The 25,085-nt window shown below is 36.6% G+C and carries 24 protein-coding genes, 3 tRNA genes and 1 pseudogene; 18 read left to right on the forward strand and 10 right to left on the reverse strand.

The genetic code is table 11. From position 1 onward, the window contains the following. Window positions 1-93: 93 nt before the first annotated feature. The 3 genes from F908_RS03545 to F908_RS03555 all read left to right on the forward strand — a co-directional run bounded on the left by F908_RS03545 (window position 94) and on the right by F908_RS03555 (window position 944). Window positions 94-169, forward strand: a tRNA-Asn gene (locus tag F908_RS03545). A gap of 200 nt (window positions 170-369) precedes the next feature. Further along, a tRNA-Asn gene (locus F908_RS03550) sits at window positions 370-445 on the forward strand. 58 nt (window positions 446-503) lie between these two features. Further along, window positions 504-944, forward strand: coding sequence for a DUF2726 domain-containing protein (locus tag F908_RS03555; RefSeq protein WP_005157671.1), 441 nt, complete (start codon window positions 504-506; stop codon window positions 942-944). 21 nt (window positions 945-965) lie between these two features. Here the strand turns inward: F908_RS03555 and F908_RS03560 are convergent, their stop codons facing one another. From F908_RS03560 to glnA, 5 genes and pseudogenes are all read right to left on the reverse strand, one after another. Further along, the gene (locus tag F908_RS03560) at window positions 966-1,172 is read right to left on the reverse strand and encodes a hypothetical protein (protein ID WP_005157673.1); all 207 of its coding nucleotides are present in this window, start codon (window positions 1,170-1,172) and stop codon (window positions 966-968) included. 106 nt (window positions 1,173-1,278) lie between these two features. Next, window positions 1,279-1,854 (reverse strand): annotated as a pseudogene (locus tag F908_RS03565) (alpha/beta hydrolase); the annotation flags it as partial. Window positions 1,855-2,038: 184 nt separating this feature from the next. Next, window positions 2,039-2,920 (reverse strand): 4-hydroxybenzoate octaprenyltransferase, encoded by an 882-nt coding sequence (gene ubiA, locus F908_RS03570; RefSeq protein ID WP_005157678.1) that lies wholly within the window; start codon window positions 2,918-2,920, stop codon window positions 2,039-2,041. Window positions 2,921-2,935: 15 nt separating this feature from the next. Next, window positions 2,936-3,427 (reverse strand): chorismate--pyruvate lyase family protein, encoded by a 492-nt coding sequence (locus F908_RS03575; protein WP_004663105.1) that lies wholly within the window; start codon window positions 3,425-3,427, stop codon window positions 2,936-2,938. A gap of 125 nt (window positions 3,428-3,552) precedes the next feature. Next, complete coding sequence (glnA, locus tag F908_RS03580) at window positions 3,553-4,968, reverse strand: type I glutamate--ammonia ligase (RefSeq protein WP_171062418.1); 1,416 nt, start codon at window positions 4,966-4,968, stop codon at window positions 3,553-3,555. A gap of 625 nt (window positions 4,969-5,593) precedes the next feature. Here glnA and F908_RS03585 point away from each other — a divergent pair. The 7 genes from F908_RS03585 (at window position 5,594) to F908_RS03615 (ending at window position 10,505) form a co-directional block, all read left to right on the forward strand. Continuing rightward, a complete protein-coding gene (locus tag F908_RS03585; protein WP_005157684.1) occupies window positions 5,594-6,178 on the forward strand; it encodes an anthranilate synthase component II in 585 nt (194 codons plus the stop codon). Next, on the forward strand, window positions 6,179-7,228 hold the full coding sequence (gene trpD, locus F908_RS03590) for an anthranilate phosphoribosyltransferase (protein ID WP_005157688.1): 1,050 nt from the start codon (window positions 6,179-6,181) through the stop codon (window positions 7,226-7,228). 9 nt (window positions 7,229-7,237) lie between these two features. Then, the gene (gene trpC / locus F908_RS03595; protein ID WP_005157699.1) at window positions 7,238-8,044 is read left to right on the forward strand and encodes an indole-3-glycerol phosphate synthase TrpC; all 807 of its coding nucleotides are present in this window, start codon (window positions 7,238-7,240) and stop codon (window positions 8,042-8,044) included. Window positions 8,045-8,184: 140 nt separating this feature from the next. Further along, a complete protein-coding gene (locus tag F908_RS03600; RefSeq protein ID WP_005157701.1) occupies window positions 8,185-8,604 on the forward strand; it encodes a hypothetical protein in 420 nt (139 codons plus the stop codon). A 194-nt stretch (window positions 8,605-8,798) separates the two neighbouring features. Next, window positions 8,799-9,488: a Smr/MutS family protein gene (locus F908_RS03605; protein WP_005157702.1), complete on the forward strand. Its 690-nt coding sequence runs from the start codon at window positions 8,799-8,801 to the stop codon at window positions 9,486-9,488. Window positions 9,489-9,578: 90 nt separating this feature from the next. Continuing rightward, window positions 9,579-10,127 carry a GTP cyclohydrolase I FolE gene (folE, locus tag F908_RS03610; RefSeq protein ID WP_017397502.1) on the forward strand — a complete coding sequence of 183 codons (549 nt, stop codon included), beginning with the start codon at window positions 9,579-9,581 and terminating at the stop codon, window positions 10,125-10,127. 15 nt (window positions 10,128-10,142) lie between these two features. After that, the gene (locus F908_RS03615; RefSeq protein ID WP_005157710.1) at window positions 10,143-10,505 is read left to right on the forward strand and encodes a cupin domain-containing protein; all 363 of its coding nucleotides are present in this window, start codon (window positions 10,143-10,145) and stop codon (window positions 10,503-10,505) included. A gap of 36 nt (window positions 10,506-10,541) precedes the next feature. Here F908_RS03615 and F908_RS03620 read toward each other — a convergent pair whose 3' ends face one another. Then, window positions 10,542-12,422, reverse strand: coding sequence for an Lnb N-terminal periplasmic domain-containing protein (locus tag F908_RS03620; RefSeq protein ID WP_005157711.1), 1,881 nt, complete (start codon window positions 12,420-12,422; stop codon window positions 10,542-10,544). A 78-nt stretch (window positions 12,423-12,500) separates the two neighbouring features. Then, the gene (locus tag F908_RS03625) at window positions 12,501-12,971 is read right to left on the reverse strand and encodes a DUF3015 family protein (protein ID WP_004663119.1); all 471 of its coding nucleotides are present in this window, start codon (window positions 12,969-12,971) and stop codon (window positions 12,501-12,503) included. 246 nt (window positions 12,972-13,217) lie between these two features. On the opposite strand from F908_RS03625, the gene F908_RS03630 reads away from it, so the two are divergent. Continuing rightward, complete coding sequence (locus F908_RS03630) at window positions 13,218-13,919, forward strand: IS1-like element ISPa14 family transposase (protein WP_005157712.1); 702 nt, start codon at window positions 13,218-13,220, stop codon at window positions 13,917-13,919. A 34-nt stretch (window positions 13,920-13,953) separates the two neighbouring features. Here F908_RS03630 and F908_RS03635 read toward each other — a convergent pair whose 3' ends face one another. Both F908_RS03635 and hemE read right to left on the reverse strand, forming a co-directional pair. Further along, window positions 13,954-14,748 carry a DUF817 domain-containing protein gene (locus F908_RS03635; protein WP_005157714.1) on the reverse strand — a complete coding sequence of 265 codons (795 nt, stop codon included), beginning with the start codon at window positions 14,746-14,748 and terminating at the stop codon, window positions 13,954-13,956. A gap of 42 nt (window positions 14,749-14,790) precedes the next feature. Beyond that, window positions 14,791-15,864, reverse strand: coding sequence for a uroporphyrinogen decarboxylase (gene hemE, locus F908_RS03640; protein WP_005157715.1), 1,074 nt, complete (start codon window positions 15,862-15,864; stop codon window positions 14,791-14,793). A 200-nt stretch (window positions 15,865-16,064) separates the two neighbouring features. Between hemE and F908_RS03645 the strand changes: the two genes are divergently transcribed. After that, entirely contained in the window at window positions 16,065-17,267 is a 1,203-nt protein-coding gene (locus F908_RS03645) for a L,D-transpeptidase family protein (RefSeq protein ID WP_005157718.1), read from the forward strand. A 55-nt stretch (window positions 17,268-17,322) separates the two neighbouring features. Here the strand turns inward: F908_RS03645 and F908_RS03650 are convergent, their stop codons facing one another. After that, the gene (locus F908_RS03650; protein WP_005157720.1) at window positions 17,323-18,585 is read right to left on the reverse strand and encodes a GGDEF domain-containing protein; all 1,263 of its coding nucleotides are present in this window, start codon (window positions 18,583-18,585) and stop codon (window positions 17,323-17,325) included. 163 nt (window positions 18,586-18,748) lie between these two features. Here F908_RS03650 and pyrC point away from each other — a divergent pair, with 163 nt between their 5' ends. The 6 genes from pyrC (at window position 18,749) to F908_RS03680 (ending at window position 25,085) form a co-directional block, all read left to right on the forward strand. Next, complete coding sequence (gene pyrC, locus F908_RS03655) at window positions 18,749-19,783, forward strand: dihydroorotase (RefSeq protein WP_034602647.1); 1,035 nt, start codon at window positions 18,749-18,751, stop codon at window positions 19,781-19,783. Beyond that, the gene (rnt, locus tag F908_RS03660; RefSeq protein ID WP_005157739.1) at window positions 19,768-20,433 is read left to right on the forward strand and encodes a ribonuclease T; all 666 of its coding nucleotides are present in this window, start codon (window positions 19,768-19,770) and stop codon (window positions 20,431-20,433) included. Before pyrC ends, rnt begins: the two co-directional genes overlap by 16 nt. A 19-nt stretch (window positions 20,434-20,452) precedes the next feature. Next, window positions 20,453-20,528 (forward strand) — tRNA-Glu (locus tag F908_RS03665). Window positions 20,529-20,688: 160 nt separating this feature from the next. Next, window positions 20,689-21,531: a tyrosine-type recombinase/integrase gene (locus tag F908_RS03670; RefSeq protein ID WP_005157741.1), complete on the forward strand. Its 843-nt coding sequence runs from the start codon at window positions 20,689-20,691 to the stop codon at window positions 21,529-21,531. Between the two features lie 101 nt (window positions 21,532-21,632). Beyond that, window positions 21,633-22,601, forward strand: a complete 969-nt coding sequence (locus tag F908_RS03675) for an IS30 family transposase (protein WP_228761473.1) — start codon at window positions 21,633-21,635, stop codon at window positions 22,599-22,601. Between the two features lie 258 nt (window positions 22,602-22,859). Further along, entirely contained in the window at window positions 22,860-25,085 is a 2,226-nt protein-coding gene (locus F908_RS03680) for a hypothetical protein (protein WP_005157744.1), read from the forward strand.

Consider the following 25,085-nt stretch of genomic DNA (forward strand, 5'->3'; position numbering starts at 1 on the left):
TGTGCAAATAAAAAGCATACAGTGAAAAAATGAAAGAAACATGACACTTTTAGCTTGACCGATTTTAAAAGCTGCCTATAATGGCATTCAGATTCTCCCATAGCTCAGTCGGTAGAGCGACGGACTGTTAATCCGCAGGTCCCTGGTTCGAGCCCAGGTGGGAGAGCCAAATTCAAAGAAGCCTATATCCAATATGATATGGGCTTTTTTATTGATCGAAACTCACCCTAGCTCCTAATAAAAACAAAGTATCCTATCCATTAAATTTATAAAAATGCTGATAAAAAGTACAATCAAATCAATATTTAATTTTTTTAGTATTCAGCTCTTGACCACATCCCTATTCATGCATAGAATGCCTATCCAGATTCTCCCATAGCTCAGTCGGTAGAGCGACGGACTGTTAATCCGCAGGTCCCTGGTTCGAGCCCAGGTGGGAGAGCCAAGATTCTAAAAACCCACTCTTATTGAGTGGGTTTTTTATTCATGTATTGATAATAAATATGTTTGCATCTAATCAGATTATCTTCTTGCTTATTGGCTTGATTAGCACAGTATTACTTTTAATTAGTTGCCTACGTTCTTTTCTACCCCAGCAGAAGTTTTTTGCTCGACCTGTTATTACCACATTTGAATCAAAGATGTTCACGAAGCTACAACAGGCATTCCCTAACAATCACATCCTGACACAAGTCGCTTTCAGTGCTTTAATTACCAGCGATCATTATAAAATTCGTAATCAATTCAATCGCAAAGTGGCCGATTTCGTGATTTTAGACCAAGAAATGAATGTATTGGCAATCATCGAACTTGATGATCCAAGTCATATTGGAAAAGAATTAGAAGACAAAAAACGCGATCAAATGCTTTTAGAGGCAGGGTACAAAGTGCATCGCTACACACAAATTCCATCTGTAAAACAATTACAGATGGACATTCGATAAATCAAATTTTCTAATTAAGGATTATTCAGACTGAATTGCTGATTCAGCATTTTTCTGTTTTTCAAATTTCTTTGCAATTTCTGCATGTTGTTGATCATATTTTTTCTTGGTTTCCGCATCACTTTTTGCAGCTAGGAAAGCCATTCCTATAATAAAGATCGGGATGAGCAAGCCCAAACCCATTAATAACCAAGGTACTGACTTCTTTTCAGTAGATTGTTGACTCATAAATGATCCAGATCCCAATAACACAACTCATCTTAATGTAACAATATAACAAAAAAGAGCCTCTATGAAGAGACTCTTTTTTGAAAGTTATGATCTAAATAAAAGCTTAAAACTTACCTGCACACTGAGCGTTTTGACTCGTATCTTTTTGAGCATCAGTCAGCACAATACTCGAACCTGCTAACATATATTTTTGAATAAACTCCACTTGCTTTTGCGTTTCTACAAATGATCGCCTGCGTATGCGTTGCATTTGGTACGATATCTAATAAATAATTTTCATCATAAGCTGCTTATGGAAAGAATTTTAAAGCATTCTCTTTCATATTCTTAACTAACAGTTGCGTAACTGCTGGCAATAGTGCTTGATCTTTTTCTCTCTGAATAAGTAAGACAGATGTCTTAATTACTTTTTCTTTAGTCGCATTGGTTGCAGGCTGAGTCGCCGCTAAGAAATTTTGCACCACAACATCTTCTTTAAATTTAGTTAGATCAATACCAAACTGTGTGATTTGATGTGTAGGGTATGCTATGAAAGCCAAAATTCCCGCTTTAAGTTTCCCCTGTAAGCCATTAGCACTATCTGGAGCTGGATAACTCAAGCAGGTACCAACATCGCAGTACGACCATATGCTAAATCTGCGATATCAGCCGCACCAGACGTAAAGATTTGTTTACAATCATCATTATTATCATTACATGCAGTTAAAAATAAGGCTGAAACAGAGAATGTCATTGCTAAAGCAACTTTTGACCGTTTTATAAAATATCCTTTTGTCTTTGTTTCTTGCACACGAAACTACATGCTGCTTTATTAATGCACAAAAAATACCCTACATAGGACGTTTTTCAACCAATGAATCATTTTAAGACATTAATTCCAAAAAGATTCCCAGAAAAATTATCATTCCTACCCAACGATTGTGACGGAATGCCCAGAAACAAATCTGAGGTTCTCGATCTTTAGTTTTATATGCCTGATAAACAAAATCCCCTGCAACAACAAGTAATGCAACCATTCCAAATGGTATAAAAATATGTTGCAGATACAAAGCCGAGCCAATTAATAACAAGCTAATAAACTGTAATAAACCAATTATCTGTATATCGTAATTACCAAATAAAATTGCGGTAGATTTCACACCAATTTTCAAATCATATTCACGATCAGTAATTGCATATTGTGTATCATAAGCGACTGTCCAAGCCAAATTACCGAAATATAAAAGCCAACAGGTTAAATCTGGCGTTTGTCCCACCGCAGTGTATGCCATCGGGATTGACCATGAAAAAGCAGCACCTAAAAACACTTGTGGCAAATTGGTAAAGCGTTTCATAAAAGGATAAATAAACGCTAAAAATAATGCACCAAATGACCAATAAAAGGTTTCGATCGGCAAGAAAAATAGCAACATAGCACTTGCAGCAACTAAAGCTAAAAATACAAAAATAGCCTCGCGAGCACGAATTATACCTGTAGCTAAAGGGCGTGTTTTTGTACGTTCAACATGCGCATCAACTTTACGGTCAGCAAAATCATTGATCGCACAGCCTGCTGCACGCATAAAAATAACACCCAAAATCATAAGCAATAATATTTTAAGATCTGGTGTCCCTTTTGCAGCAATCCACAAAGCCCACATCGTCGGCCAAAAAACCAATTCTGTACCGATTGGCTTATCAAAGCGGCATAAATAATAATAGGCTTCTAAACGTTGTCGCCAAGTCGTATGTTGCACTGTTTCCATGATGAATCCTTAGAGTCAATGCTGTTGAATAAACTGCTCAAATGCTGGGAGAAAAGTCTCTTGCACGATGAATTTACAACCATGCCAAGTATAACAACTTTGTCTAGTCCAACCTTCTTCTAGATAAATAACCCTTCTTTCACAAGCTGGATTAGTTCGTTGAAATAAAAACCAACCGATTGGCTTATTACGGATATGCCGAAATAATCGAGCTTTCTTGTGTAGGCTTAAAATTGGGAAAATACTTTTTGCTTTAACCCAAGCCTGTGCCTGATTACCATATAGATTCGTTTCACGTACCCATGCAATATGGTGTGCTGGCATTTGCATCCATTGGCTATCGTTAAAAGTGAGTCGTTGAAACTGTTCGTTGAGACGCTCGACATGAAATGCCCCCTCACCCAAATCAGTCAATTGCTGAGTGAGAGAACCAGATGCATACAACCATTTTTTCAATTCAGCCGGGATCTCTCGCCCCTTAATTCTGTTTGGTCGTAAATTTCGCATGCTTGGCTCACTAAAAACATCGCAACTAGTTTACATGAATTTCTTTGGAAAAAGCGTATGACTTTCAATTGAATCAAAAACATAAAAAAAAGCTCGCCGAAGCGAGCTTTTTTAAACTAGATGTATTACAGGCTGTAGTACATATCAAATTCAACTGGGTGAGTAGTCGTATTAAGACGACGTACATCTTCAGTTTTAAGTTCGATATATGCATCAAGCATTTCTTTAGTGAATACACCACCTTTCAACAAGAACTCGTGATCCGCTTCAAGTGCAGCAATTGCCATTTCTAAGTTATGAGCAACTGTTGGGATTTTTGCTTCTTCTTCAGGAGGAAGGTCATACAAGTTCTTGTCAGCAGCTTCACCTGGATGGATCTTGTTTTGGATACCATCAAGACCAGCCATTAACAATGCAGCAAAACCTAAGTATGGGTTCATTAATGGATCTGGGAAACGTGCTTCGATACGCTTGCCTTTAGGGCTAGAAACGTAAGGAATACGGATAGAAGCAGAACGGTTACGTGCTGAGTAAGCAAGCATAATCGGAGCTTCGTAGTGTGGAACTAAACGCTTATAAGAGTTTGTACCTGGGTTCGTGATTGCATTCAATGCACGAGCGTGCTTGATGATACCACCAATGAAGAACAATGCCATTTCAGATAAACCAGCATATTCATCACCAGCAAACAAGTTCTTGCCATCTTTAGAGATAGACATATGAACGTGCATACCAGAACCGTTATCACCCACCATTGGCTTAGGCATAAATGTCGCTGTTTTGCCATATTGATGAGCAACGTTCCAAACTGCATATTTGAACTGCTGAACTTCGTCCGCTTTGCGAACCATAGTGTTGAAGCTCACACCAATTTCTAATTGGCAAGAAGCAACTTCGTGGTGATGTACTTCTACACGACCAGGGCCCATGATGTCTTCGATACGTGCACACATTTCAGCACGCATGTCTTGATGAGAGTCAACTGGAGGAACTGGGAAATAACCACCTTTAACACGTGGACGGTGACCTGAGTTACCTGCTTCGTAGTCTTTACCTGTAGACCAAGCAGCTTCTTCAGCGATCAATGTGTGACGCGCGCCAGACATATCGATGTCCCATTTCACTTCGTCAAAAACGAAGAATTCTGGTTCTGGACCAAAGAATGCAGTATCACCGATACCAGTAGATTTTAAATATTCTTCAGCACGACGAGCAATCGAACGTGGGTCACGCTCGTAACCTTGACCAGTTGAAGGCTCGATTACGTCACAAGTTACAACAACTGTTGGCTCAGCAAAGAACGGGTCAAGAAAACCTGTTTCAGCATCTGGACGTAAGATCATGTCAGAAGCTTCAATGCCTTTCCAACCAGCGATTGAAGAACCATCAAACATTTTACCGTCTTCAAATGTATCTTCATCAATTGTGTCAGCTGGGTAAGTTACGTGTTGCTCTTTACCCTTAGTATCAGTAAAGCGAAAATCGACCCATTTTGCGCCACTTTCTTTGATGAGTTGAAGGACCTTGTTCGCCATGCTCATTTGCTCCAATGAAATTTTTATGCACTTGTTAAGTGCGTGTTAGTTGTTGATATATAATTAGCAATTATCATACCAACAATTGTAAAGCATACCTAAAACATTGAAATTCTTTGCAGAAAAAATGCTTTAAGCTCCATGTCCTATGTCCACTATAATGTTTGCTTTCACAAATGCACCATATTTAAACATTCCGATCTCAGCTCGTCCCCAAAATAGACATAACGAACCAAAGTGGTGCAAAACATATAACAGAGAACTAATGTAGTGCAATTTACACTATCATGAGTTAGCATAAATTCGCTTTTTATATCATTCTTTTGAACTTCATTCCAATCAATTCATTTAGACTTTTGGTTCACTTTGTATATTTTTACTCAAACCTTTAAATTCATTAAGTTTATTCTGATTTTTAAACACGATTTCTTTCATTAAGTAATTAAATCTAGCTAAACATCGGGTAATTGAAATATTCAACATTGATCATTTGTTTTTGTTATGATTATTCTTCTCTATTTTCAACATATTCCTTTAAGCTTCAATAAATCCTAAAGAAATATAACTTTAGAATAGAGTAATCACATTAACAGCTCAATAAAGCAATTATTTTTCAAAAGGTTATAAAGTCATGCTTCTAATGATCGACAACTATGACTCATTTACTTACAACATCGTCCAGTATTTTGGCGAGTTGAACCAAGAAGTAAAAGTCGTTCGTAATGATCAAGTGACATTAGAGGACATTGAACGATGGCAGCCAAAATACTTGGTTATAGGCCCAGGTCCTTGCTCACCAAGTGAAGCAGGAATTTCTATTCCTGCAATTAACCATTTTGCGGGTAAAATTCCTTTATTGGGTGTCTGTCTTGGACATCAAGCGATTGGGCAGGCATTTGGTGGCAAGATTATCCGCGCTAAAACGGTTATGCATGGTCGTTTATCTGATATGCATCACAGTGACAAAGGAATTTTTAGTCATTTACCTTCCCCGTTTGCTGCTACACGTTACCACTCATTGGTAATTGAGCAAGAAACGTTGCCAGAATGTCTAGAGGTGACGTGCTGGACGAACCAAACAGATGGCACAATTGAAGAAATTATGGGTGTGAAACATAAAACACTTCCTGTTGAAGGCGTTCAGTTCCATCCCGAATCTATTTTGAGCGAACATGGTCATCAAATTTTTAAGAATTTTTTAGAGATTTATGCATAAATGAACATCCAACAGGCTCTTAATCACATTACCAAAAACATTCATCTTACCCAGCCACAAATGGAAGATGTCATGCGTAGCATTATGCAGGGCGAAGCAACTGATGCACAAATCGGTGCGCTGATGATGGGCTTGCGCATGAAAGGTGAAAGTATTGATGAAATCACTGCAGCAGCACGCATTATGCGTGAGTTTGCAATTAAGATTGATGTGAGTGATATTCCTCACTTGGTCGATATTGTCGGCACAGGTGGAGATGGTCAGAATTTATTTAACGTCTCTACAGCTTCAAGTTTCGTTATCGCTGCTGCTGGTGCAACGATTGCCAAACATGGTAACCGTGGCGTGTCGAGTAAGTCAGGTTCATCTGATGTACTCGAACAAATGGGAATTCAGCTTGATTTAGATATGCAACAAACCGAACGCTGCATCCGTGAAATGGGGGTAGGTTTCCTATTTGCACCAAATCATCATAAAGCCATGCGTTATGCAGTTGCACCTCGTCGTGAGCTAGGTATTCGTAGTATTTTCAATCTACTTGGCCCATTAACCAATCCTGCTGGTGTAAATCGTTTTGTGATTGGGGTATTTTCAGATGAGTTATGCCGCCCTATCGCTGAAGTATTAAAGCAGTTGGGTGCAGTGCATGTACTGGTTGTACACTCTAAAGACGGTTTAGATGAGATCAGTCTTGCAGCACCAACCACAGTTGCTGAACTGAAAGATGGCGAAATTACTGAATGGACTTTGACACCAGATGATGTAGGTATTCCATCTCAAACCCTCACTGGTTTAGTGGTGAATAGTTCAGAAGAAAGCTTAAAGCTAATCAAAGATGCTTTAAGCCGAGATAAATCAGATATTGGTGAAAAAGCAGCAAACATGATTGCACTCAATGCAGGTGCAGGTATTTATGTTGCTGGTATCACCAAGACTTACAAGCAAGCAGTTGAGTTCGCTCAAGATATTCTGTACGGCGGACAAGCCTTAGAAAAAATGAGTATCTTGGCTGAATTTACCAAGACATTGAAACAATATCAGGCAGACTAAGGACTTCTCATGATCGATATTCAAAATACCATTTTAGGTAAAATTGTTGACCGCAAACATGAGGAGCTTGCAACACGTTTAAAACAACGTAGCTTGTATGATGTAGAACAGTGGGCAAAAGAAGCAACACCAGTGCGTGGTTTTGCGAATGCTTTACAACATAAACGTCCAGCCGTTATTGCTGAGATTAAAAAAGCGTCACCTTCTAAAGGCGTGATTCGTGCAGACTTTAATCCTGCGGAAATTGCACAGCAATATGAACAAGCAGGTGCTGCTTGCTTGTCTGTATTGACAGATGTGGATTTCTTCCAAGGTGCGGATGAAAATATTGCGATTGCTCGTAATCACTGTGCCCTACCAGCTTTGCGTAAGGACTTCTTGGTTGATCCTTATAACGTGGTTGAAGCACGTGCCTTACATGCAGATTGTATTTTATTAATCGTGGCATGTTTATCAGATCAACAGCTTGAAGAAATGTCGAAAACTGCATTTGAGCATCAACTTGATGTATTGGTTGAAGTGCATGATGAATATGAATTGGAACGTGCGTTAAAGCTTTCTGAGCAATGTATTTTGGGTGTCAACAACCGTAATCTTAAAACCTTTGATGTTGATTTAAATACTTCATTACGTTTAAAGAAATTATTGCCTGCTTCTCGTGTTTTAGTCACAGAAAGTGGTATTGCCACACCTGCTGATGTAGAAATGATGCAAGCCAATGATATTCATACTTTCCTTGTTGGTGAAAGCTTTATGAAACAGCCTCGTCCAGATCAAGCATTTGCAGAATTATTTGGAAAGCCTGAGCAGATCTAAGCGAATTAGGTTCAAGGTAAAATTCTGCCTTGAACCTTTTAAATGATGCTAGAACCAAATATAAGCTCTTAATAAAGAATAAAAATTAGAGTTAGACAATACCAATAGATTAATCAACGATTAAAGACTAATGAAAAAACATGAGTAATTTTTTATTAATTCTAGGGCTGATTTTTTTAGTTGGCTTTCCAATTTATAGTCATCTCTATTGCTATCAAAAAATTCAGAAGTTCAAAGATCCAAGAGTATTTTATTTCTTTAGTTTAATTCCTGGAGTCATCTTTATTAGCAGTGGAATGTACTTTTCCCCTGTAGATACATTTATTAAATCTGAAGAATGCGGTGTAGTAGAACAATATAAAACTTTTCAGAAACGGAGAGGTCACTTCGAGCGCCTTGCAATTGTGATGGATCAATCTGGTTATATTCGTTATTTTGACTTCGATGATACTTTACCCCGTGTTCAAGTTAACCAGCATATTTGCTTTGAACTGTACGACCGTTTTAAAAATAAAGGCTTAAACCAATCACGAATTATAAGGATTCTAACTCCCTCTTAATAAATGAAAAATTACAAACGTAGCTTCCGTAGATAATGGATAAACAAACTAAATCAATTTATCCCTTCTATACTTTGAAGCATTTATCATAATTTTAAAGCTCATATCGCTCCATGAATGCAATTTAGTTCAAATCATCACGGTTTCAGACTATAATTTTACATCTCTCGTATCTTGCCTATTTTTCTAAACTTATGAGTAAACATGATTCATCGCTTTCTAAAGATCAGTTTAACTTACTGAAAGCCTTTAAAAAGCAAATCTCTAATCCTCAAGCAAGTGCTATTGCAAAACAAGCAGAGTCACAAAAAGCTCCAGCCATTGCAGAAGAGTTGGAAGATACTGAGCTTTTTAAAAAAGCCCTGCTTGGGGTAAAACCAATCGACAATCAAAATATTGCCGACACCAAAGTCACACGTCGCAAAAAAGTTGATGCCCAAACCTTGGCAAAACGTGCTGCGGCAGAAGGTGGTGCAGAGCAAGAGTTTACAGAAATTTCGGATACTCAAGCGATCTTAAATCCAGTGGCAAGCCAAGCGACTTTAAGCTATCGAATTGCAACTTTGCAGCACAAAGTATTTGAAGACTTAAAAGCAGGTAAAACTCGTTGGTTTGAAGCAGTCGATTTACATGGTTGTACCGTTAAACAAGCCCGAGCAGCCGTTCTACAAATCATTCAAATGGCAAAAGATGAAAATCAAAATGTCATCAAAATTGTTCACGGTAAAGGACCTGAGGGCATTTTAAAAACATATGTCAATGGCTGGCTTAGACAACATCGTGATGTACTTGCATTTGTCAGCGCACCTGAAAATCAAGGGGGTACGGGTGCTGTTTTAGTGCTCTTAAAACGTGCAGAAAAGAACCCAAAGCACAAACAATAATCGGCATTTGGTTCAAAATGAAGTTTTTGAGTCGTTTTCTGATACAATTCCCGTTTTGTTCAACCCACCTAAGTGAACATTGTTATGTCTATGCAGCAATCGTACGCAAATATTTTAACTGCCGTTGGTGAAGATCTAAATCGCCCAGGCTTAAAAGATACGCCTATGCGTGCGGCTAAAGCTTTTTCTTTTTTAACTTCTGGTTATAGCAAAACCCTTGAAGAAGTTACAAATAGTGCGGTTTTCCCATCCGATAACCATGAAATGGTATTGGTCAAAAATATCGAGTTTTATTCGCTTTGTGAGCACCATCTCCTCCCATTCTATGGTCGTGTTCACATTGCTTATTTACCTGAAGGTCAAGTTTTAGGTTTATCTAAATTTGCACGTATTACAGAAATGTTTGCGCGTCGTTTGCAAATTCAAGAAAACTTAACACAACAAATTGCAGAAGCGGTTGCGGAAGTGACACAAGCACGTGGTGTGGCTGTAGTAATCGATTCTGCTCATATGTGTATGATGATGCGTGGTGTTGGCAAGCAAGAATCAACGACACGTACGGTTTCTTTTGTTGGTGATTTTAAAACTGACAAAGATGCACGTCGTGAGTTCTTAAGCGCTGTTCCTGAAAGCTATTAAGCTGAGCAATCCAGAATGTCATCAGTTCATTTAGCAGGTTTCGGCGATTTAATCGTAAATGAAGCAACTATTGATTACCCTCGTCCCGATCGTCTGGTTCGAGGTAATCCTGAACGTTTAACTTATAGTTTATACGAACATCCACATATGGACTGCGGTATTTGGAAATGTGAAATTGGTGCTTGGAATATTCAATTCGCTGACAATAAACAAGAATTTTTTCAAATCATTGAAGGTATTGTTCGTATCCACGATGAAAAAACCAATTCCTTTATTGAAGTGACTGCTGGAAATGCAGGGATTATCCCACCCTCATTTGTCGGTACATTTGAAGTCATTGAAGCGGTTAAAAAATACTACGTCATCGTTGAAGTCTAGATACTGGAAATTGGCCTGATCCTAGTGATATCTTATCTAAAAAAACAGAACATAGCCTAAACCTACTTTATTCCAGTCTTTATGATCTTGTTGTTCAAAATCCCAATTCAGACGCAGAGCATGATTTGTATTCAGACTATATTGTAGCTGTGTACCGACTCTTAAATTCCACTGGTTCTGATCTTGCCAATACGGCAGTTCAACTTGTACCACACTATTAATATTATCAGACCATACGTTCATACACCCTACAGTCGGCCCAGCTCCAACGCGCCAACCTTTATCTAATTTTTTTCCACCTTGAATATGGCTTTGTAGTTGGGCATAACACAGATGTCGATGATCATAATCTGCCACGCTATAACCAACTTGCATATTTAGATTCATCACGCCATGTTGCACATCTTCACTGAACTTCCCATTTTCAATTGCTTCCTGTTTCCAACCTAGATTAAATCCCCAAGTTAACGGCGATTTAAAAGGTTGAACTGGATTATAAGAATTCACCGATAATAGATCTAAATGTTCGAGCTTGAGCTTGTCATCACGATATTGCAGACTACCATCTAAAAACAGTAATTGTGTGCCTGTGCGATAACCCCCTTGTGGATCAATCAAATCGTGATAGGCCTGACGATGACCCAGCTCCACAAACTTTTGTCCTTGCACATCACCCACATTCACTGACAAATTACGTGCATGATGCCCTTCTACAGGCTGTTTTTTAGGGTGCTCTGGTTGTTGACGTTGCTTTTCAACTTGAATTTGACTTCTTTCAGCAAGAAGCTGCCTTAATTTTGGCTGAGCAATATTGGCATCAACTTGACGGCTGATATATTGTAGATATAAATCATCGTAAGCCATTTCTAAAATCTTGGCCTGATCTTGCTGACTATATGTTTTTAGCATGGATTGAACTTGGTCAGTCTCGGTAAAAGCAATTTGATGTGCAACTTTAGCCAAATCTGTACCATGTTGTTTGGCTTGCGAAAGTAGTTGAGTTTCCAATGCAGGACGATAGACCACTTCTTTAACTAAAGCTTGCTGATCAACAGCCTTTAAGGTTTCGATTGGAATTGCAGCGTAACTAAACTGCTGTTTTAGGTTTAAATCGGGACGTACTAAATCAATTAGGCCTAATAAACGATAAGCACAATTATCACTGACGAAATAATAGGGAAAACTCACATGCTGCATTTCCCAAATATGTTCAACCAAAAAACGAGTTTCTTCAGGTGTTAAATTTAGCTCATATTCCCATAGATCACGGCTTTCAAAATCACCATACTCTTTTACTTTACGATAATACGGCATTATTGAATATTCACCGGGATACTGTCCTGTTAGACCTTTCGATGCATAAGACCAGTTATCATCACCTTTCACTGTGGCCGCATAATTTACTGCATAGGAAACCAAATTGAGTTGTTTCTGATCTTTAGGGTCTAAACGTAGCAAAGTATGCCCAAACATCGAACTCGGATTGCCCATAAAATCAGTGGCATAAATCAAAGTGGCTTTATGCGGCTTGATTTGATTGATCCAATCATTAAATTCAACGCAATTTACTTTTGGAAGTTGTTGTACATCAATATTGAGTTGCTGCATCAACCAACGACTACGTGCAGGAAACTTACAACGAATGGATTGGTTATCTGGGGCTTGAACAAACAAGGCTTCAATATCTGCTTGTAATTCGCTATTTAAATTTGTTTTTCCATCTGTGGCATAAAAATAACCAGCATAAGTGACTTCACTGTTTTGTTTTTGATCGGCATACATCAAGCGTTGCCATGTGGTTTTCTGATCTAATTGTTTTTGTTGAGCAAGGTCTAAATACTTTTCTAAATTAGATTCAACAGAGGCATATGTAAAATGACATATCAAAGACGTAAATACAAAAGTAGCTAATTTCATTCAATCGCAATTTTTTAAATAATCAGAATAGGTATAAGAAAACCCTGCCATTAAGACAGAGTTTTATGTTCAAACGTATTAAACGTATGCTTTAAGCACAGCGTCTTTTGCCATCACGCTTTGTAAAGCATCTAAAACTTGAAGTGAGTTTGTATTTTTGCTTGAATAAATTTCAGCAAAGTTTGCTTTAGACACAGCAAAGAAGCGTGCTTTGTCGTTGGCTTTGATTTGCATTAATTCAGCAAGTACATTTAAGCTTTCGCCTTGACCAACCGCCATATCACGCGCTAAAGACTCTGCATTTTCATTGGTAAATGTCACAACTTGAGCCGTTACTGTACCACCTTGACGGCATCCTAAAGTACCGAATGTGATCCCTAATAATTGGTTAGTAAAAATTCCATTGGTTGTTGCTGCAAGGATTTTAGGTGCAATACCTTTTTGACCTGCCCAAATTTGTGTACCAGCACCGCAACCAACATCATTATCAGCCATTGCAACACTTGAGCCAGCTGCTAGCAAAGCTGCTAATGCAATTTTTTTTAACATAAGAAATGTCTCCAGTCTCAATTATTTTTAACTATTTGTTATCACTATTGTGCTGTGTAATTGTTCTTACACAAGGATTAACATAACGAGGTTAAACTTTTTTAGCAAATAAATTTTGAAATATATATGAAATATTCATAACAAAAAGGAGCTCAATAAAAGCTCCTTTTGCACGACTAAAATCTTTGGTGGTGTTTCAAAAAGTATGCTGAAACAAAGCAGGTTGAATTTTGATAAAATAGAGAAATGCGAATAACTCTAGAAATCAAATGTCCAACCTGCCTCGGTGACAGTATAAAGAAAAATGGCATCAAAGTAGATGGGAAACAAAACTATCAGTGCAAAGACTGTAAACGTCAGTTTATTGGTGACCATGCTCTGAGCTATCTAGGATGTAATTCAGGCATTACTCGAAAAATATTACAGTTGATGGTCAGAGGTAGTGGTATACGAGATATCGCTGAAGTTGAGCGAATCAGTATCGGTAAAGTTTTACGTACTTTAACCGAATCGACCTACCAAATTCAGCCTAAACAAAGTCATTATGAGTCTCTTGAAGTTGATGAGTTTTGGACTTTTGTGGGAAATAAAAATAATAAACAATGGCTTATTTACGCCTACCATCGAGAAACAGGTGAGATTGTTGCTTATGTTTGGGGTAAAAGAGACTTAGCTACAGTTCAACGATTGAAGACAAAGCTTAAACAATTAGGTATTCACTACACCCGAATTGCAAGTGATCATTGGGACAGTTTCATAACTGCTTTTAAAAACTGCAAGCAAAGTATTGGTAAATTTTTTACTGTAGGTATTGAAGGTAATAATTGCAAAATAAGGCATCGAATTAGGCGTGGTTTTAGAAGGAGTTGTAATTTTTCAAAAAAGATTGAAAACCATTTTAAAGCTTTCGACTTAACCTTTTTTTACATCAATAATGGCTTCATTTAATGTCAGCATACTTTTTGAAACACCACCAAATCTTTTAACGCAATCGCCAAGATCCATTTTTATCCCGCTCACCCAGTATTTTTAACACCAGCACCAAACTCAACAATAACAATAGATACCAAGAACCTAACTTGCCCCAACCCACCATATGCCAAGCATCAACTTGACTCGGATATAACCAGATTTTATAAAATGTACTAATGTTTTCTGCAATCCAAATCAAGAATGCAAGCACCAATAGTACAGGTAACATCGGAACTTTAAACTGATGCTGTTGTAATTGAAAATAAAGTTTGGTCTTCCAAAAAATAATAATACTCCAAACAAATAAAACCATTCGATAGTCAGGAATAAAAAACTTCGTCATAAAATTAAGGTAAGACAACACTGCTAAACACAGCATATTGCCAAAATTCGGCAAATTCTCGAATGAAACATTATAGAGTCGCAAAGACCGAGCAAAAAAACTACCCACTGCTGAATACATAAACCCTGCAAACAATGGCACAGTCAGTAATTTAAATATGGCTGGTTGAGGATATTGCCATGAGGCAATCGCTGGATGGGTCAAAAATATTTCCATTCCCATCGCCATGAGATGGAATAAAGCAATCACTTTCGCTTCTGTCCACGATTCGAGCTTTAAATAAATCAGACAGGCTTGAATAATCAGTGCATAAAACAACAAATAATCGTAACGAAAAAATCCCCAATGTTCATGACTTCCCATCGGTGCGGTGACTGCAAATGCAATCAAAAGCAACAACCCAAATAAGGCAGCCGAAGCTGCCTTAAAGATAAAGTTGAGCGGTAATACAATCAACTGCACAAAACTGATCCTAGCGCGTTTACTTTGAAATGATTAAAAATATCAACCTAAATATTTAGTACTGTATTCATGAACAGTATCTACAAAAATCTTAGGCTGTGCTGGATCGACCCATTGGGTAATACCATGACCTAAGTTTGCGATATACCCTGTTTTTTCACCATTGGCATACGCATCATCCAACATCGCTTTCACAGATTTTTCAATTGAAGCAGCTGAACCATAAAGCACAGCAGGATCTAAATTCCCTTGTAAAGCAGCACGCCCTGCGACCACATCACGTGCAGTATAAAGCGGTGTAGTCCAATCTAGGCCAAACGCATCCGCACCTGTGGTCAGCATCGTCTCCAACCACTGACCGCCACCTTTGGTGAACACAATAATCGGAATACGTTGACCATCCTTTTCACGTTGTAATCCTGCAATAATCTTGGTCATATAGTTCAGTGAGAATTCAATATATTCCCGATGCGCTAGCGCACCACCCCAGCTATCAAAAATTTGAATCGCTTGAGCACCTGCATCAATTTGAGCATTCAGATAATCAATCACTGAATCAGCAAGATGATCAAGTAAAGCATGTAGTATTTCTGGCTGTGCATACATCATATTCTTAATGAAGCGGAATTCTTTACTTGAACCACCTTCAACCATATAGGTTGCTAAGGTCCAAGGGCTGCCCGAAAAACCAATCAGCGGCACTTGTCCATTTAAAGCAGATCGAATCGTTGAAACTGCATTCATGACATAAGCGAGATCTGATTTAGAATTTAGTTTAGGTAAATTCGCCACATCTTGTTCAGTGCGCACTGTTTTATGAAACTTTGGTCCTTCACCTGTTTCAAAATACAAACCTAAACCTAAAGCATCAGGTATAGTCAAAATATCGGAAAATAAAATCGCAGCATCAAGCTCATAGCGGCGTAACGGTTGTAATGTTACCTCGCAGGCAAATTCAGTATTTTTACATAGAGATAAGAAATCGCCTGCCTGAGCACGAGTTTCACGATATTCTGGTAAATAACGCCCTGCTTGACGCATCATCCAAACGGGTGTGGTGTCTACAGGTTCACGTAATAAAGCTCGTAAAAAACGATCATTTTTCAACGTTGTCATTACCAATCTCTAAATTTTTTCATGTTGAGTGCATCATAACAAAGTTAACCTCGAATTTATAAGTGAAAACCCATACAACAAATCAGACTTCAACTATTTTTTTTACTTGGACACAAAACTGCTACTGCAAGCTATTCTATTTTCTGTAATACTTGCAATATCTTATATCTCAATATGAATAATTCTTAAGGTTGAATTACATGTTTGTTCGCTCATTACTCGCTATGAGTTTAAGTTGTATTCTTGCTAATGTTGCTTTTGCTGCCCCAACAACTGAGCAACCATTAAATCCAAAAAAAATTTCAGCTCCAGTTCAAGATCCTATTGATCCATTATCTATCGAGCGTTCTGCTGCATCGAGTGTAATGGCTCAATCCGCATCAAGTGTTGCTGTTCAAGCTGCTTCTGAGCCACAAGTCAATACGGGAGCTGCTTCGGCAGTGTCTCAAAAACTAGAAAATGCACCCGATACCACGACTACAACAGCACCAGCTGTCAAAGTTTCATGGACTTTAGACAGTTTGAATACAGCTGACTGGTATGAAAATATTGGTAAAGGTCAATTTCCTGTATATGCACGTGCGCATGTGATGTTGAATAATGCTCACGCCTCACCAGGCGCAATTGATGGCTCAAATGGTAAAAATACACTAAAAGCAATTGCTTCATTTCAACAAATGAATGGCATTACACCAACAGGTCAATTGACTAAAGAAACTTGGGATGCTTTAGTCGCTCAACAAACTAAACCAACTTATGTTGAATACACGATTACGGATGCAGATTTAAAAGGTCCTTACGCAAATTCAATCCCTTCTGACTATGCATTACAAGCAAAAATGAAAGGTTTGTACTACACGAGTGTAACAGAGATGTTGGGCGAAAAGTTTCATATGGATGAAGGTTTCCTCAAAAAATTAAATCCAACTGCAACCTTTAAGAAAGCAGGTGAAAAAATTGTTGTTGCCAATGTCCGTAACGACTTGCCAGAAGACATCCATTTAATCGTGGCGCATAAAGGCGCAAAACAGCTTTATCTGTTTAATAGCCGTAACCAGATGATTGCGTCATTTCCTGCGACTATTGGTAGTTCTGACACGCCTTCTCCAACAGGTACCTATAAAGTAGTCGGTGTTGCGAAAAATCCATACTACAGCTATTCGCCATCAAACTTTATTCAAGGAAAAAACCTTAAACCACTGACCTTACCACCAGGCCCAAATGCACCTGTGGGCAATATCTGGATTGGTTTAAGTAAAAAATCCTTTGGTATTCATGGTACGCCAAACCCATCATTAATTTCCAAGACAGCATCACACGGTTGTATCCGTCTTACCAACTGGGATGCGAATGACCTCGGTGGAAAAGTACGCTCTGGCGTTACCGTTAAATTTCTCGAATAATTTAGATTGTTCAATACAAAAACCGGATACTTGTGGTATTCGGTTTTTTTATTCTTTACTCAACACTGGGAAGTGGTTGATAGTAAATCTGATTACGTCCAAGTTGTTTCGCTCTATATAGCGCTTTATCCGCAGTATGAATCACCGAATCTTGACTAATTTTAGGGTTTCCATTAAACACCGTAATACCCAAACTAATGGTCACATGATTAGAAACTAGTGATTTTTCATGTTGAATCATCTGCCGATCAATCGCTCGATAAATATTGGTTGCTACAGCATATGCACCTTGAGCAGATGTTTCTGGTAAAAGCACCACAAATTCCTCGCCCCCATAACGTGCAATGAAATCCATGTGCCGAATTGAGCTTTTAATCATTTTCGCAATCGCGGAAATGACTTGATCCCCCATCTGATGACCATAAAAATCGTTATAGTTTTTAAAATAATCAATATCTATAAATAATACGGACATGGCCTTACTTTCTTTACATGCGAGTTCATAGTAATAACTAAACATTTCTTCAAATGTACGTCTATTCGAAACTTTTGTTAACTCGTCATGTTGGCTTAAATGTAAAAGTTCAGATGCTTGTAAGCGTAGAATTCTCCCATCAATTTCAGATATTTTAGTTTTTAGAAATAATTTCCTGTCCTTAGAAGTAAGCATTACACTAATCGAAAAACCCAACAACAGACTTCCTATAAACGTACGCCCTAGCATTAAAAAATCATAGGGTACTTTGAGAAAGTATAACGACAATAAGATCACAATTGCTGCTGAAGAACCAATCCATAACATATGTTTGGGTTTAAGCCCACTCAAAATAAAACCCAGCATATATAAGAATGCAATCAACACCATCGACTGGTTTTGTAGCACCAGATTAGAAATACTCATCATTAACAATGAGGGAATGACAATTGTACAAAATACAATCACACAGGTTGCAGGATAAAATAATGGGTTAAGCCGTCTAAAACGAGAAAATGCCCAAAATAAAAATAGTGCTGCCGCGACAACAACCAAGCTTAAAATGCTATATACAAAATCTAAAATAAAATGGGTGCTTTTTCGAATGACCAACAAATTCGACGGTAAAATCAAAAGTACAAAAATCGCATATGTAATTACCCCTTGACCAAAGAACTGAATCGCATTGATTCTAGTTCGATCAATATTAAATTGCCAAAACTCATTTTCGAGTTGGATAGGCAAATTTTTTTGTGTTTTCTTGGTTCTAGAATGTGTAATGACTAACTGTTCTAGATCTTCTTTTTCTTTACATAACTGCTTAATATCATATTGATTTTCCATCCCTCTCACTCTTCTTATAATGCTGTATTCTTGTCCAGCATAAAAATAACACAATTTCTCATATTTTCATGCGCTTTGCGTAACCACTTATCCATAATTGTAGTTACCATTTTCGCACTATATGCATTATTATTTATATTATTTTTTAAGCCTGAAGTACACCTTGAATACGATTACACTTTTACAGCCAGATGATTGGCACGCTCACTTGCGTGATGGATTAGCTTTAAAACGTACTGTTCCAGATCTTGCGAAACAATTTGCACGCGCGATCTGTATGCCGAACTTAGTTCCACCAGTCAAAACTGTAGAAGAAGCTTTGGCATATCGAGATCGTATTCTCGCTCATGTTCCAGAAGGACTACATTTTGATCCGCGTATGGTTCTTTATTTTACAGATTTCACTTCACCTCAAGAAGTTCTTAAAATCAAAGAATCCGAATATGTAAATGCGATCAAACTCTACCCCGCTGGCGCAACGACAAATTCGGATAATGGCGTTAGCGATATTCGTAAAGTCTATGCCGTGATTGAACAACTTGAAGAACACCAAGTTCCGTTGTTGTTACATGGCGAAGTTACTCACAATCATGTCGATATTTTTGATCGTGAAAAACGCTTCCTTGACGAAATTTTATCGCCATTATTAAAGCAATTCCCAAAATTAAAAGTTGTGTTAGAACATATTACGACAAGTGATGCTGCAAATTTTGTACTTGAACAAGATCGTAATGTTGCTGCAACGATTACACCGCAACACTTGCTCTTTAACCGTAATGACATGTTGGTCGGTGGTGTGAAACCTCACTTCTATTGTTTGCCAATTTTAAAGCGTCAAACGCATCAAACCACATTATTAGAAGTTGCAACTAGCGGTAATCCAAAATTCTTCTTGGGTACTGACAGTGCACCACATGCTCAGAATGCTAAAGAGAATGCATGTGGATGTGCGGGTTGCTATAGTGCACCAAATGCAATTGAACTTTATGCACAAGCCTTTGATCAAGTGGGTAAGTTAGAACGTTTAGAAGGTTTCGCAAGTATGTTCGGTGCTGACTTCTATGGCTTACCGCGTAATACTTCAACTATCACTTTAGTGAAAGAAGAAAATACGGTTGCTGAATCTTTTGATTATCTAGAAGATCAAAAAATCATTCCACTTCATGCAGGTAAAACACTGCAATGGAGAAAAGTGTGACACAAGAAGAAAACAAAGCTCCTGTGATTGGTCAGCGTTTTCGTGGATTCTTACCTGTTGTTGTTGATGTTGAAACAGCAGGTTTTAATTCCCAGACTGACGCATTACTTGAAATTGCTTGTATCCCGATTATCTATGATGAGCAAGGTCAGTTCATACCTGGCCCATCATTCCATGCACACATCAATCCTTTTGAAGGTGCAAACTTAGATCGTCGCTCATTAGACTTCATTGGAATTGATCCTTTTAATCCGATGCGTGTTGCGATGGCCGAAGATGAGCGGACAGCTTTACGTCGTATTTTTAAATCACTCACGGAAGTCCGAAAAGAACAGCATTGTACCCATGCAGTATTGGTAGGACATAATGCTCACTTTGACTTAGGTTTTTTACAAGCTGCAATTGCTCGATCTGGTACAAAAAATCAGAATCCTTTTCACAGCTTTTCGGTATTTGATACCGTAACTTTGAGTGCCGTCATGTTTGGTCAAACAGTACTAGCACGTGCTTGTATTCAAGCTGGCATCGAGTTTGATGGCAAAGAGGCTCATTCTGCATTGTACGATACTCAAAAGACGGCTGAACTGTTTTGCTATATTTTGAACAAACTGTCTCCTCATCTTCTTGACAGTTTAGTGACAGAGCCCTAATATACACCCACCTCAAGAAGTCCCTATCGTCTAGAGGCCTAGGACATCGCCCTTTCACGGCGGTAACCGGGGTTCGAATCCCCGTAGGGACGCCAAATTCAAGTATATTAGAATCTATAAGTGTCTACAAACCCCTGAATTAACTAAGTTTAGGGGGTTTTTATTGTCTATAGCAATTCACAATAATTCCCTGAAATCCATGTACATTAACGGTATATTTAACGGTATCAGATAAATGTACTGGAAAGTTTTGTCATGGGTAGACAACTAAATAAATTAACAGCACTCAAAGTAAAAAATTTAAAGTTTGAAGATTCATCAAGTAATAAACATACTGACGGTGCAGGTCTGTACTTATACGCACATAAAAATGGGAGTAAGTATTGGCGAATGGATTACACAAGCCCTATAACAGGTAAAAGGAATACACTGGCTCTAGGTGTTTACCCGACAATTACCCTAGAGGCTGCAAGAAAGCGACGTGATGAGATTAGACAGCAAATTGCTAACAATATTGATCCTTCTGAAATGCGAGAACAAGCAAAGCAACAGGCAAAAGTAAATGCTAAAAATAGCTTTCAGAATATTGCTGAACAATGGTTAGAATTAAGAAAACATGAAGGGAAAAAAGATTCCGAGAATATTCGTCGATTAGAGAAAGATATTTATCCATTTATTGGTGATATCCCTGTCAATCAACTTACCACTGCCCTTTTAGAAAATGAGGTCATACATCGTATTGTAGAACGTGGCGCTTTAGAACTTGCACGCAAAGTTTCCATCTCTATAAAAATGATATTAGAGTATGCTAGAAAGAAAAAACTCATCTTGATTAATCCTGCAAATGATATAACACAACCAAGACCTATACAGAGCAATTTTGCTGCTATTACTGAATCACATGACTTAAAACCCTTACTAAGAAGTGTATGGGATGAATCAAATACTAGAGTTACTTTTGTCACTCGTTGTGCAATTAAAATTTCAATTTTTATCTTTTTACGACCTGGTGAAATCAGAACTTTAAAATGGTCTGATTACAATCAGGAAAAAAAAACTTTAACAATCCAACCTTCAAAGCAAAGAAGGGCAGAGTAAAACTTGAAGTGCGACATAAACCACCTAATTAATTTAAAGGGTTTATGGAGTATATAAAATTGTCATACCATCATCTTAACTTTGAAGATCGTACTGCATTAATGCTTGAGTCAAGAAAAGAAGGCTTTTCACCCAGAAAATTTGCTGAACTTATTAAAAGACATCCTAGTACGATCTATCGTGAACTTAAAAGAAATAGCATCAATGACGTTTATCAAGCTCGATATGCTTCTGATAACACCTTCGCTAGACGTAGACGTGGTCACAGAAAACTCAAAATCGACTCAATTCTCTGGAGATTTATTGTTGAAGCGATCCGTTGTTTATGGTCTCCTCAGCAAATATCGAAGCGTTTAAAGACATTTCCTGATTTGGATCAAACAATGAATGTAAGCCATACAACGATTTACTCAACTATACGAGCATTACCAAAGGGTGAGTTGAAAAAAGACTTATTATCCTGTCTGCGTCATGAAAATAAAAAGCGAAAAGCTAACGGTGAACCTAAAAAAGATTCTATATTACAGGATATTAAAACTATTCATGAGCGCCCAGCCGAAGTTCAAGAAAGAAAAATACCGGGTCATTGGGAGGCCGATTTAATTAAAGGTAAAGACAATAAAAGTTCGATAGCAACACTTATTGAACGAAATACACGGCTCTGTATCTTGGCAACATTACCTGATGCAAAGGCAGAATCAGTGCGCAAGGCTTTAACTGAAGCTCTGAAATATTTACCTGCAGAACTGCGTAAAACGTTGACCTATGACCGTGGACGTGAGATGTCAGAACATAAAATACTCGAAGAAGATTTAGGCATAGATGTATATTTCTGTGACCCACATTCACCATGGCAAAAAGGCACATGCGAAAATATGAATGGTTTAATTAGGCAATATTTACCTAAAGGAATTGATTTAAATCAGGCAGATCAGCATTATTTAAATCAAGTTGCCATGTCACTGAATACTCGTCCTAGAAAAGCGTTAGATTGGCTTACACCATTAGAGAAGTTTGCTCAGCTTGTTGATTATCATAAGGCTTTTGAAACTGTCGCACCTCATGTTTGAATTCGCCATGAAACACTTTTAGAAATCATACAGAACATTTTTAAAGGAGAGAATTCAAGCTACTTAGATGAACTTAATATAGAAAAAATATATATCGAAGATGATAGAATAGATAAAATCAAGAAATACATTCAAAGTTCAGAAAATTTAAAATATACACGAGAAAAGAGATTATATAAAAAAAAATTAGTACCAAATATTATTGATATCTACTTACTCCTATATCATAGTCTAAACTCAATAGATTATTCAGCACAGATGAGTTTATTAGAAGAAATATGTTTTTATTTAAATTCAGTGTTAACACGAAAAACTGATAATGATATTTCATTAGGAAAATTACTAAAAATCTGCACAAATCTTAGTGGCTTATCAATTACTAAAGACTTATCTACATTTATAGCAATTTTGAATTCCCATGATTATTTAAATAAAAAAAATCTAATAAGCTTATCTTTAAATAGTCCATTATATGGATTTGAAGAATCAATATACTTTAGTAAATGCAATCCAAATACCAACCTCCTATCGAATTTTATAAATGATCCAAACTTCTATTTTGACAAAAACCATAAGCAATTAGAAACTATATCATTGATAAAAAAATTATTACAAAGCAATATATCTAGTATAGAAAAAACTATTGAACTCATATCAAATGAAGCTATAAAAGGATATTCTTACACTTATATTTTACCTATAAGTTACTCACTTAAAGATTATACAATAATAGACTATCGAAAAGTTAATAATAAAATAAATTTATTTATAGCTTTACATGAACATTATTCAGCCACTAAGTCTGAAAAAGAGCAAAGAAAAATTGCCACCTTATTAAAAACTTTATTAAGAGAGTTTTTTAGTGAATTAAAAATTAACCCCTCACAGTTAAATAAAGATGGTGTTGAAAATGAAAAGTTTATTTATTTTTTAAAATATGTCTGTTCAGAAAATTTTATTGATCAATTAAAATCTATCACAAGCACTAAGCAAGTATTAGAAGAAAGAATAAATATATATCTGACTCTTAAGGAAGTTGATGAGAAAAATAAAAGTAAATATGATGATGAAATTCAGCATACAGCATTCAAATTAGATGCTGAAGAGGGTCAGCAAATAGTTGACAAGACAAGAATCTATGTTGATGAGGAACATTTCAAAAAATGGATGCGAACAGAATTATCAGAATTATTTCACAGATATAAGGATATTAAAAAAGTTAATATTGAGCTACCTATTGATATTGATTCTATAGTTGAAAGTATAAAAGAAAAAACTGATAAAGTTTTACAACTAACTACCGAGGATGAGGTTTTACTTTATAATATTCTTAAAATTATTAAAAATGAGTTTCTAACCAATCCTTCTTTTGGACTTGATTTTTATTTAAGCCAAAGAATTAGACATCAATCCTTTGTTGGTTTAATTAGAGGCCCTTTAGAACATAAAAACTTAATAACCATAAAAGACTCAATCAGCAATAAATATGAGAAAAATGAATATTTATTATCAAAAATAGATAACAAGTTAAATAGTAGTAAAAAACTTAATATAGCTTTAATGGGTTTTTCTGAAAAATTTGACAATATTTTAATCTCAGCTAAAGATGATTATTTTCAAATACTTTCCCCAGAAAAACCAAAAGGATTATTCAAAATAGATATAGACTTAACTTTTTTTGAGATATCTAAAATGCTTATAAATGAATCCAAGACAATAAACGAATTTACTGATTACATCCTCCCACTGCTTTGGAATTTCACTGAACATTCTTTAAAAAATGCAAGACATTTCATTATAAATTATTTAAAACCTAATATTGAGAACTATCTAAATGAATTAAATTTTAGTTTAAAAAAATATCTTGACAATGAACATAAAAACAATATTTTAATTAAACTTTCAAGTGCTACCACAGAAGTAAAAAATGCTTTAATAATTTCTTCAAATTGGTTTTCACATGATATAGATATTCTAAATGATGGTTATAAAACCTATAATATAAAAGAGGCATTTGATATTGCAACATCTCTCTCTCTGAAATGTTTAAAAGCTTTTGAGCCAGATATTGAGTACAAAATAAATATTGAGAATTTTAAATTAAGTTCTTTTTCTTTAATATTTATACATGACTTCATGTTTGTTATCCTAGATAACATATATAAATATTCAGGAAAAAGGAAGCCGAAAATTTATATTGAAATCAATTTTGATACAGAAAAAAAACTTCTTCTCTTAAAGATTACCAGCCCAATTAAAAGTGAGTTTAATGACTATCACATTAAAAATATAAATAAAATAAAAAATACTATCAAGAACGGTGATTTGACTAGTAAAAATAAAACTGAAAATGGAAGTGGACTTTTAAAACTTGCTTCAAAAATACACAATAAAGATGGCGGATTTTTATCTTTCAACATTCTAGACAATAGTTTCATATTAGATGCAGCTTTTTATGTAAAACCAAACATAATGGAAGTGTAA

It is taken from the genome of Acinetobacter sp. NIPH 284 (assembly GCF_000369425.1).
In the GTDB taxonomy this organism is placed as follows: Bacteria; Pseudomonadota; Gammaproteobacteria; order Pseudomonadales; family Moraxellaceae; genus Acinetobacter.

Excerpts from the sequence above, each read along its gene's own strand:
- F908_RS03600 (WP_005157701.1), top strand. The coding sequence starts at position 8,185 with ATGAGTAATTTTTTATTAATTCTAGGGCTGATTTTTTTAGTTGGCTTT.
- rnt (WP_005157739.1), top strand. The coding sequence starts at position 19,768 with ATGGAGAAAAGTGTGACACAAGAAGAAAACAAAGCTCCTGTGATTGGT.
- trpD (WP_005157688.1), top strand. The coding sequence starts at position 6,179 with ATGAACATCCAACAGGCTCTTAATCACATTACCAAAAACATTCATCTT.
- trpC (WP_005157699.1), top strand. The coding sequence starts at position 7,238 with ATGATCGATATTCAAAATACCATTTTAGGTAAAATTGTTGACCGCAAA.
- folE (WP_017397502.1), top strand. The coding sequence starts at position 9,579 with ATGCAGCAATCGTACGCAAATATTTTAACTGCCGTTGGTGAAGATCTA.
- F908_RS03630 (WP_005157712.1), top strand. The coding sequence starts at position 13,218 with ATGCGAATAACTCTAGAAATCAAATGTCCAACCTGCCTCGGTGACAGT.
- F908_RS03585 (WP_005157684.1), top strand. The coding sequence starts at position 5,594 with ATGCTTCTAATGATCGACAACTATGACTCATTTACTTACAACATCGTC.
- F908_RS03670 (WP_005157741.1), top strand. The coding sequence starts at position 20,689 with ATGGGTAGACAACTAAATAAATTAACAGCACTCAAAGTAAAAAATTTA.
- F908_RS03680 (WP_005157744.1), top strand. The coding sequence starts at position 22,860 with ATGAGTTTATTAGAAGAAATATGTTTTTATTTAAATTCAGTGTTAACA.
- ubiA (WP_005157678.1), bottom strand. The coding sequence starts at position 2,920 with ATGGAAACAGTGCAACATACGACTTGGCGACAACGTTTAGAAGCCTAT.
- F908_RS03625 (WP_004663119.1), bottom strand. The coding sequence starts at position 12,971 with ATGTTAAAAAAAATTGCATTAGCAGCTTTGCTAGCAGCTGGCTCAAGT.
- glnA (WP_171062418.1), bottom strand. The coding sequence starts at position 4,968 with ATGAGCATGGCGAACAAGGTCCTTCAACTCATCAAAGAAAGTGGCGCA.
- F908_RS03645 (WP_005157718.1), top strand. The coding sequence starts at position 16,065 with ATGTTTGTTCGCTCATTACTCGCTATGAGTTTAAGTTGTATTCTTGCT.
- F908_RS03555 (WP_005157671.1), top strand. The coding sequence starts at position 504 with ATGTTTGCATCTAATCAGATTATCTTCTTGCTTATTGGCTTGATTAGC.
- hemE (WP_005157715.1), bottom strand. The coding sequence starts at position 15,864 with ATGACAACGTTGAAAAATGATCGTTTTTTACGAGCTTTATTACGTGAA.
- F908_RS03605 (WP_005157702.1), top strand. The coding sequence starts at position 8,799 with ATGAGTAAACATGATTCATCGCTTTCTAAAGATCAGTTTAACTTACTG.
- F908_RS03615 (WP_005157710.1), top strand. The coding sequence starts at position 10,143 with ATGTCATCAGTTCATTTAGCAGGTTTCGGCGATTTAATCGTAAATGAA.
- F908_RS03575 (WP_004663105.1), bottom strand. The coding sequence starts at position 3,427 with ATGCGAAATTTACGACCAAACAGAATTAAGGGGCGAGAGATCCCGGCT.
- F908_RS03560 (WP_005157673.1), bottom strand. The coding sequence starts at position 1,172 with ATGAGTCAACAATCTACTGAAAAGAAGTCAGTACCTTGGTTATTAATG.
- F908_RS03675 (WP_228761473.1), top strand. The coding sequence starts at position 21,633 with ATGCTTGAGTCAAGAAAAGAAGGCTTTTCACCCAGAAAATTTGCTGAA.
- F908_RS03650 (WP_005157720.1), bottom strand. The coding sequence starts at position 18,585 with ATGGAAAATCAATATGATATTAAGCAGTTATGTAAAGAAAAAGAAGAT.
- F908_RS03620 (WP_005157711.1), bottom strand. The coding sequence starts at position 12,422 with ATGAAATTAGCTACTTTTGTATTTACGTCTTTGATATGTCATTTTACA.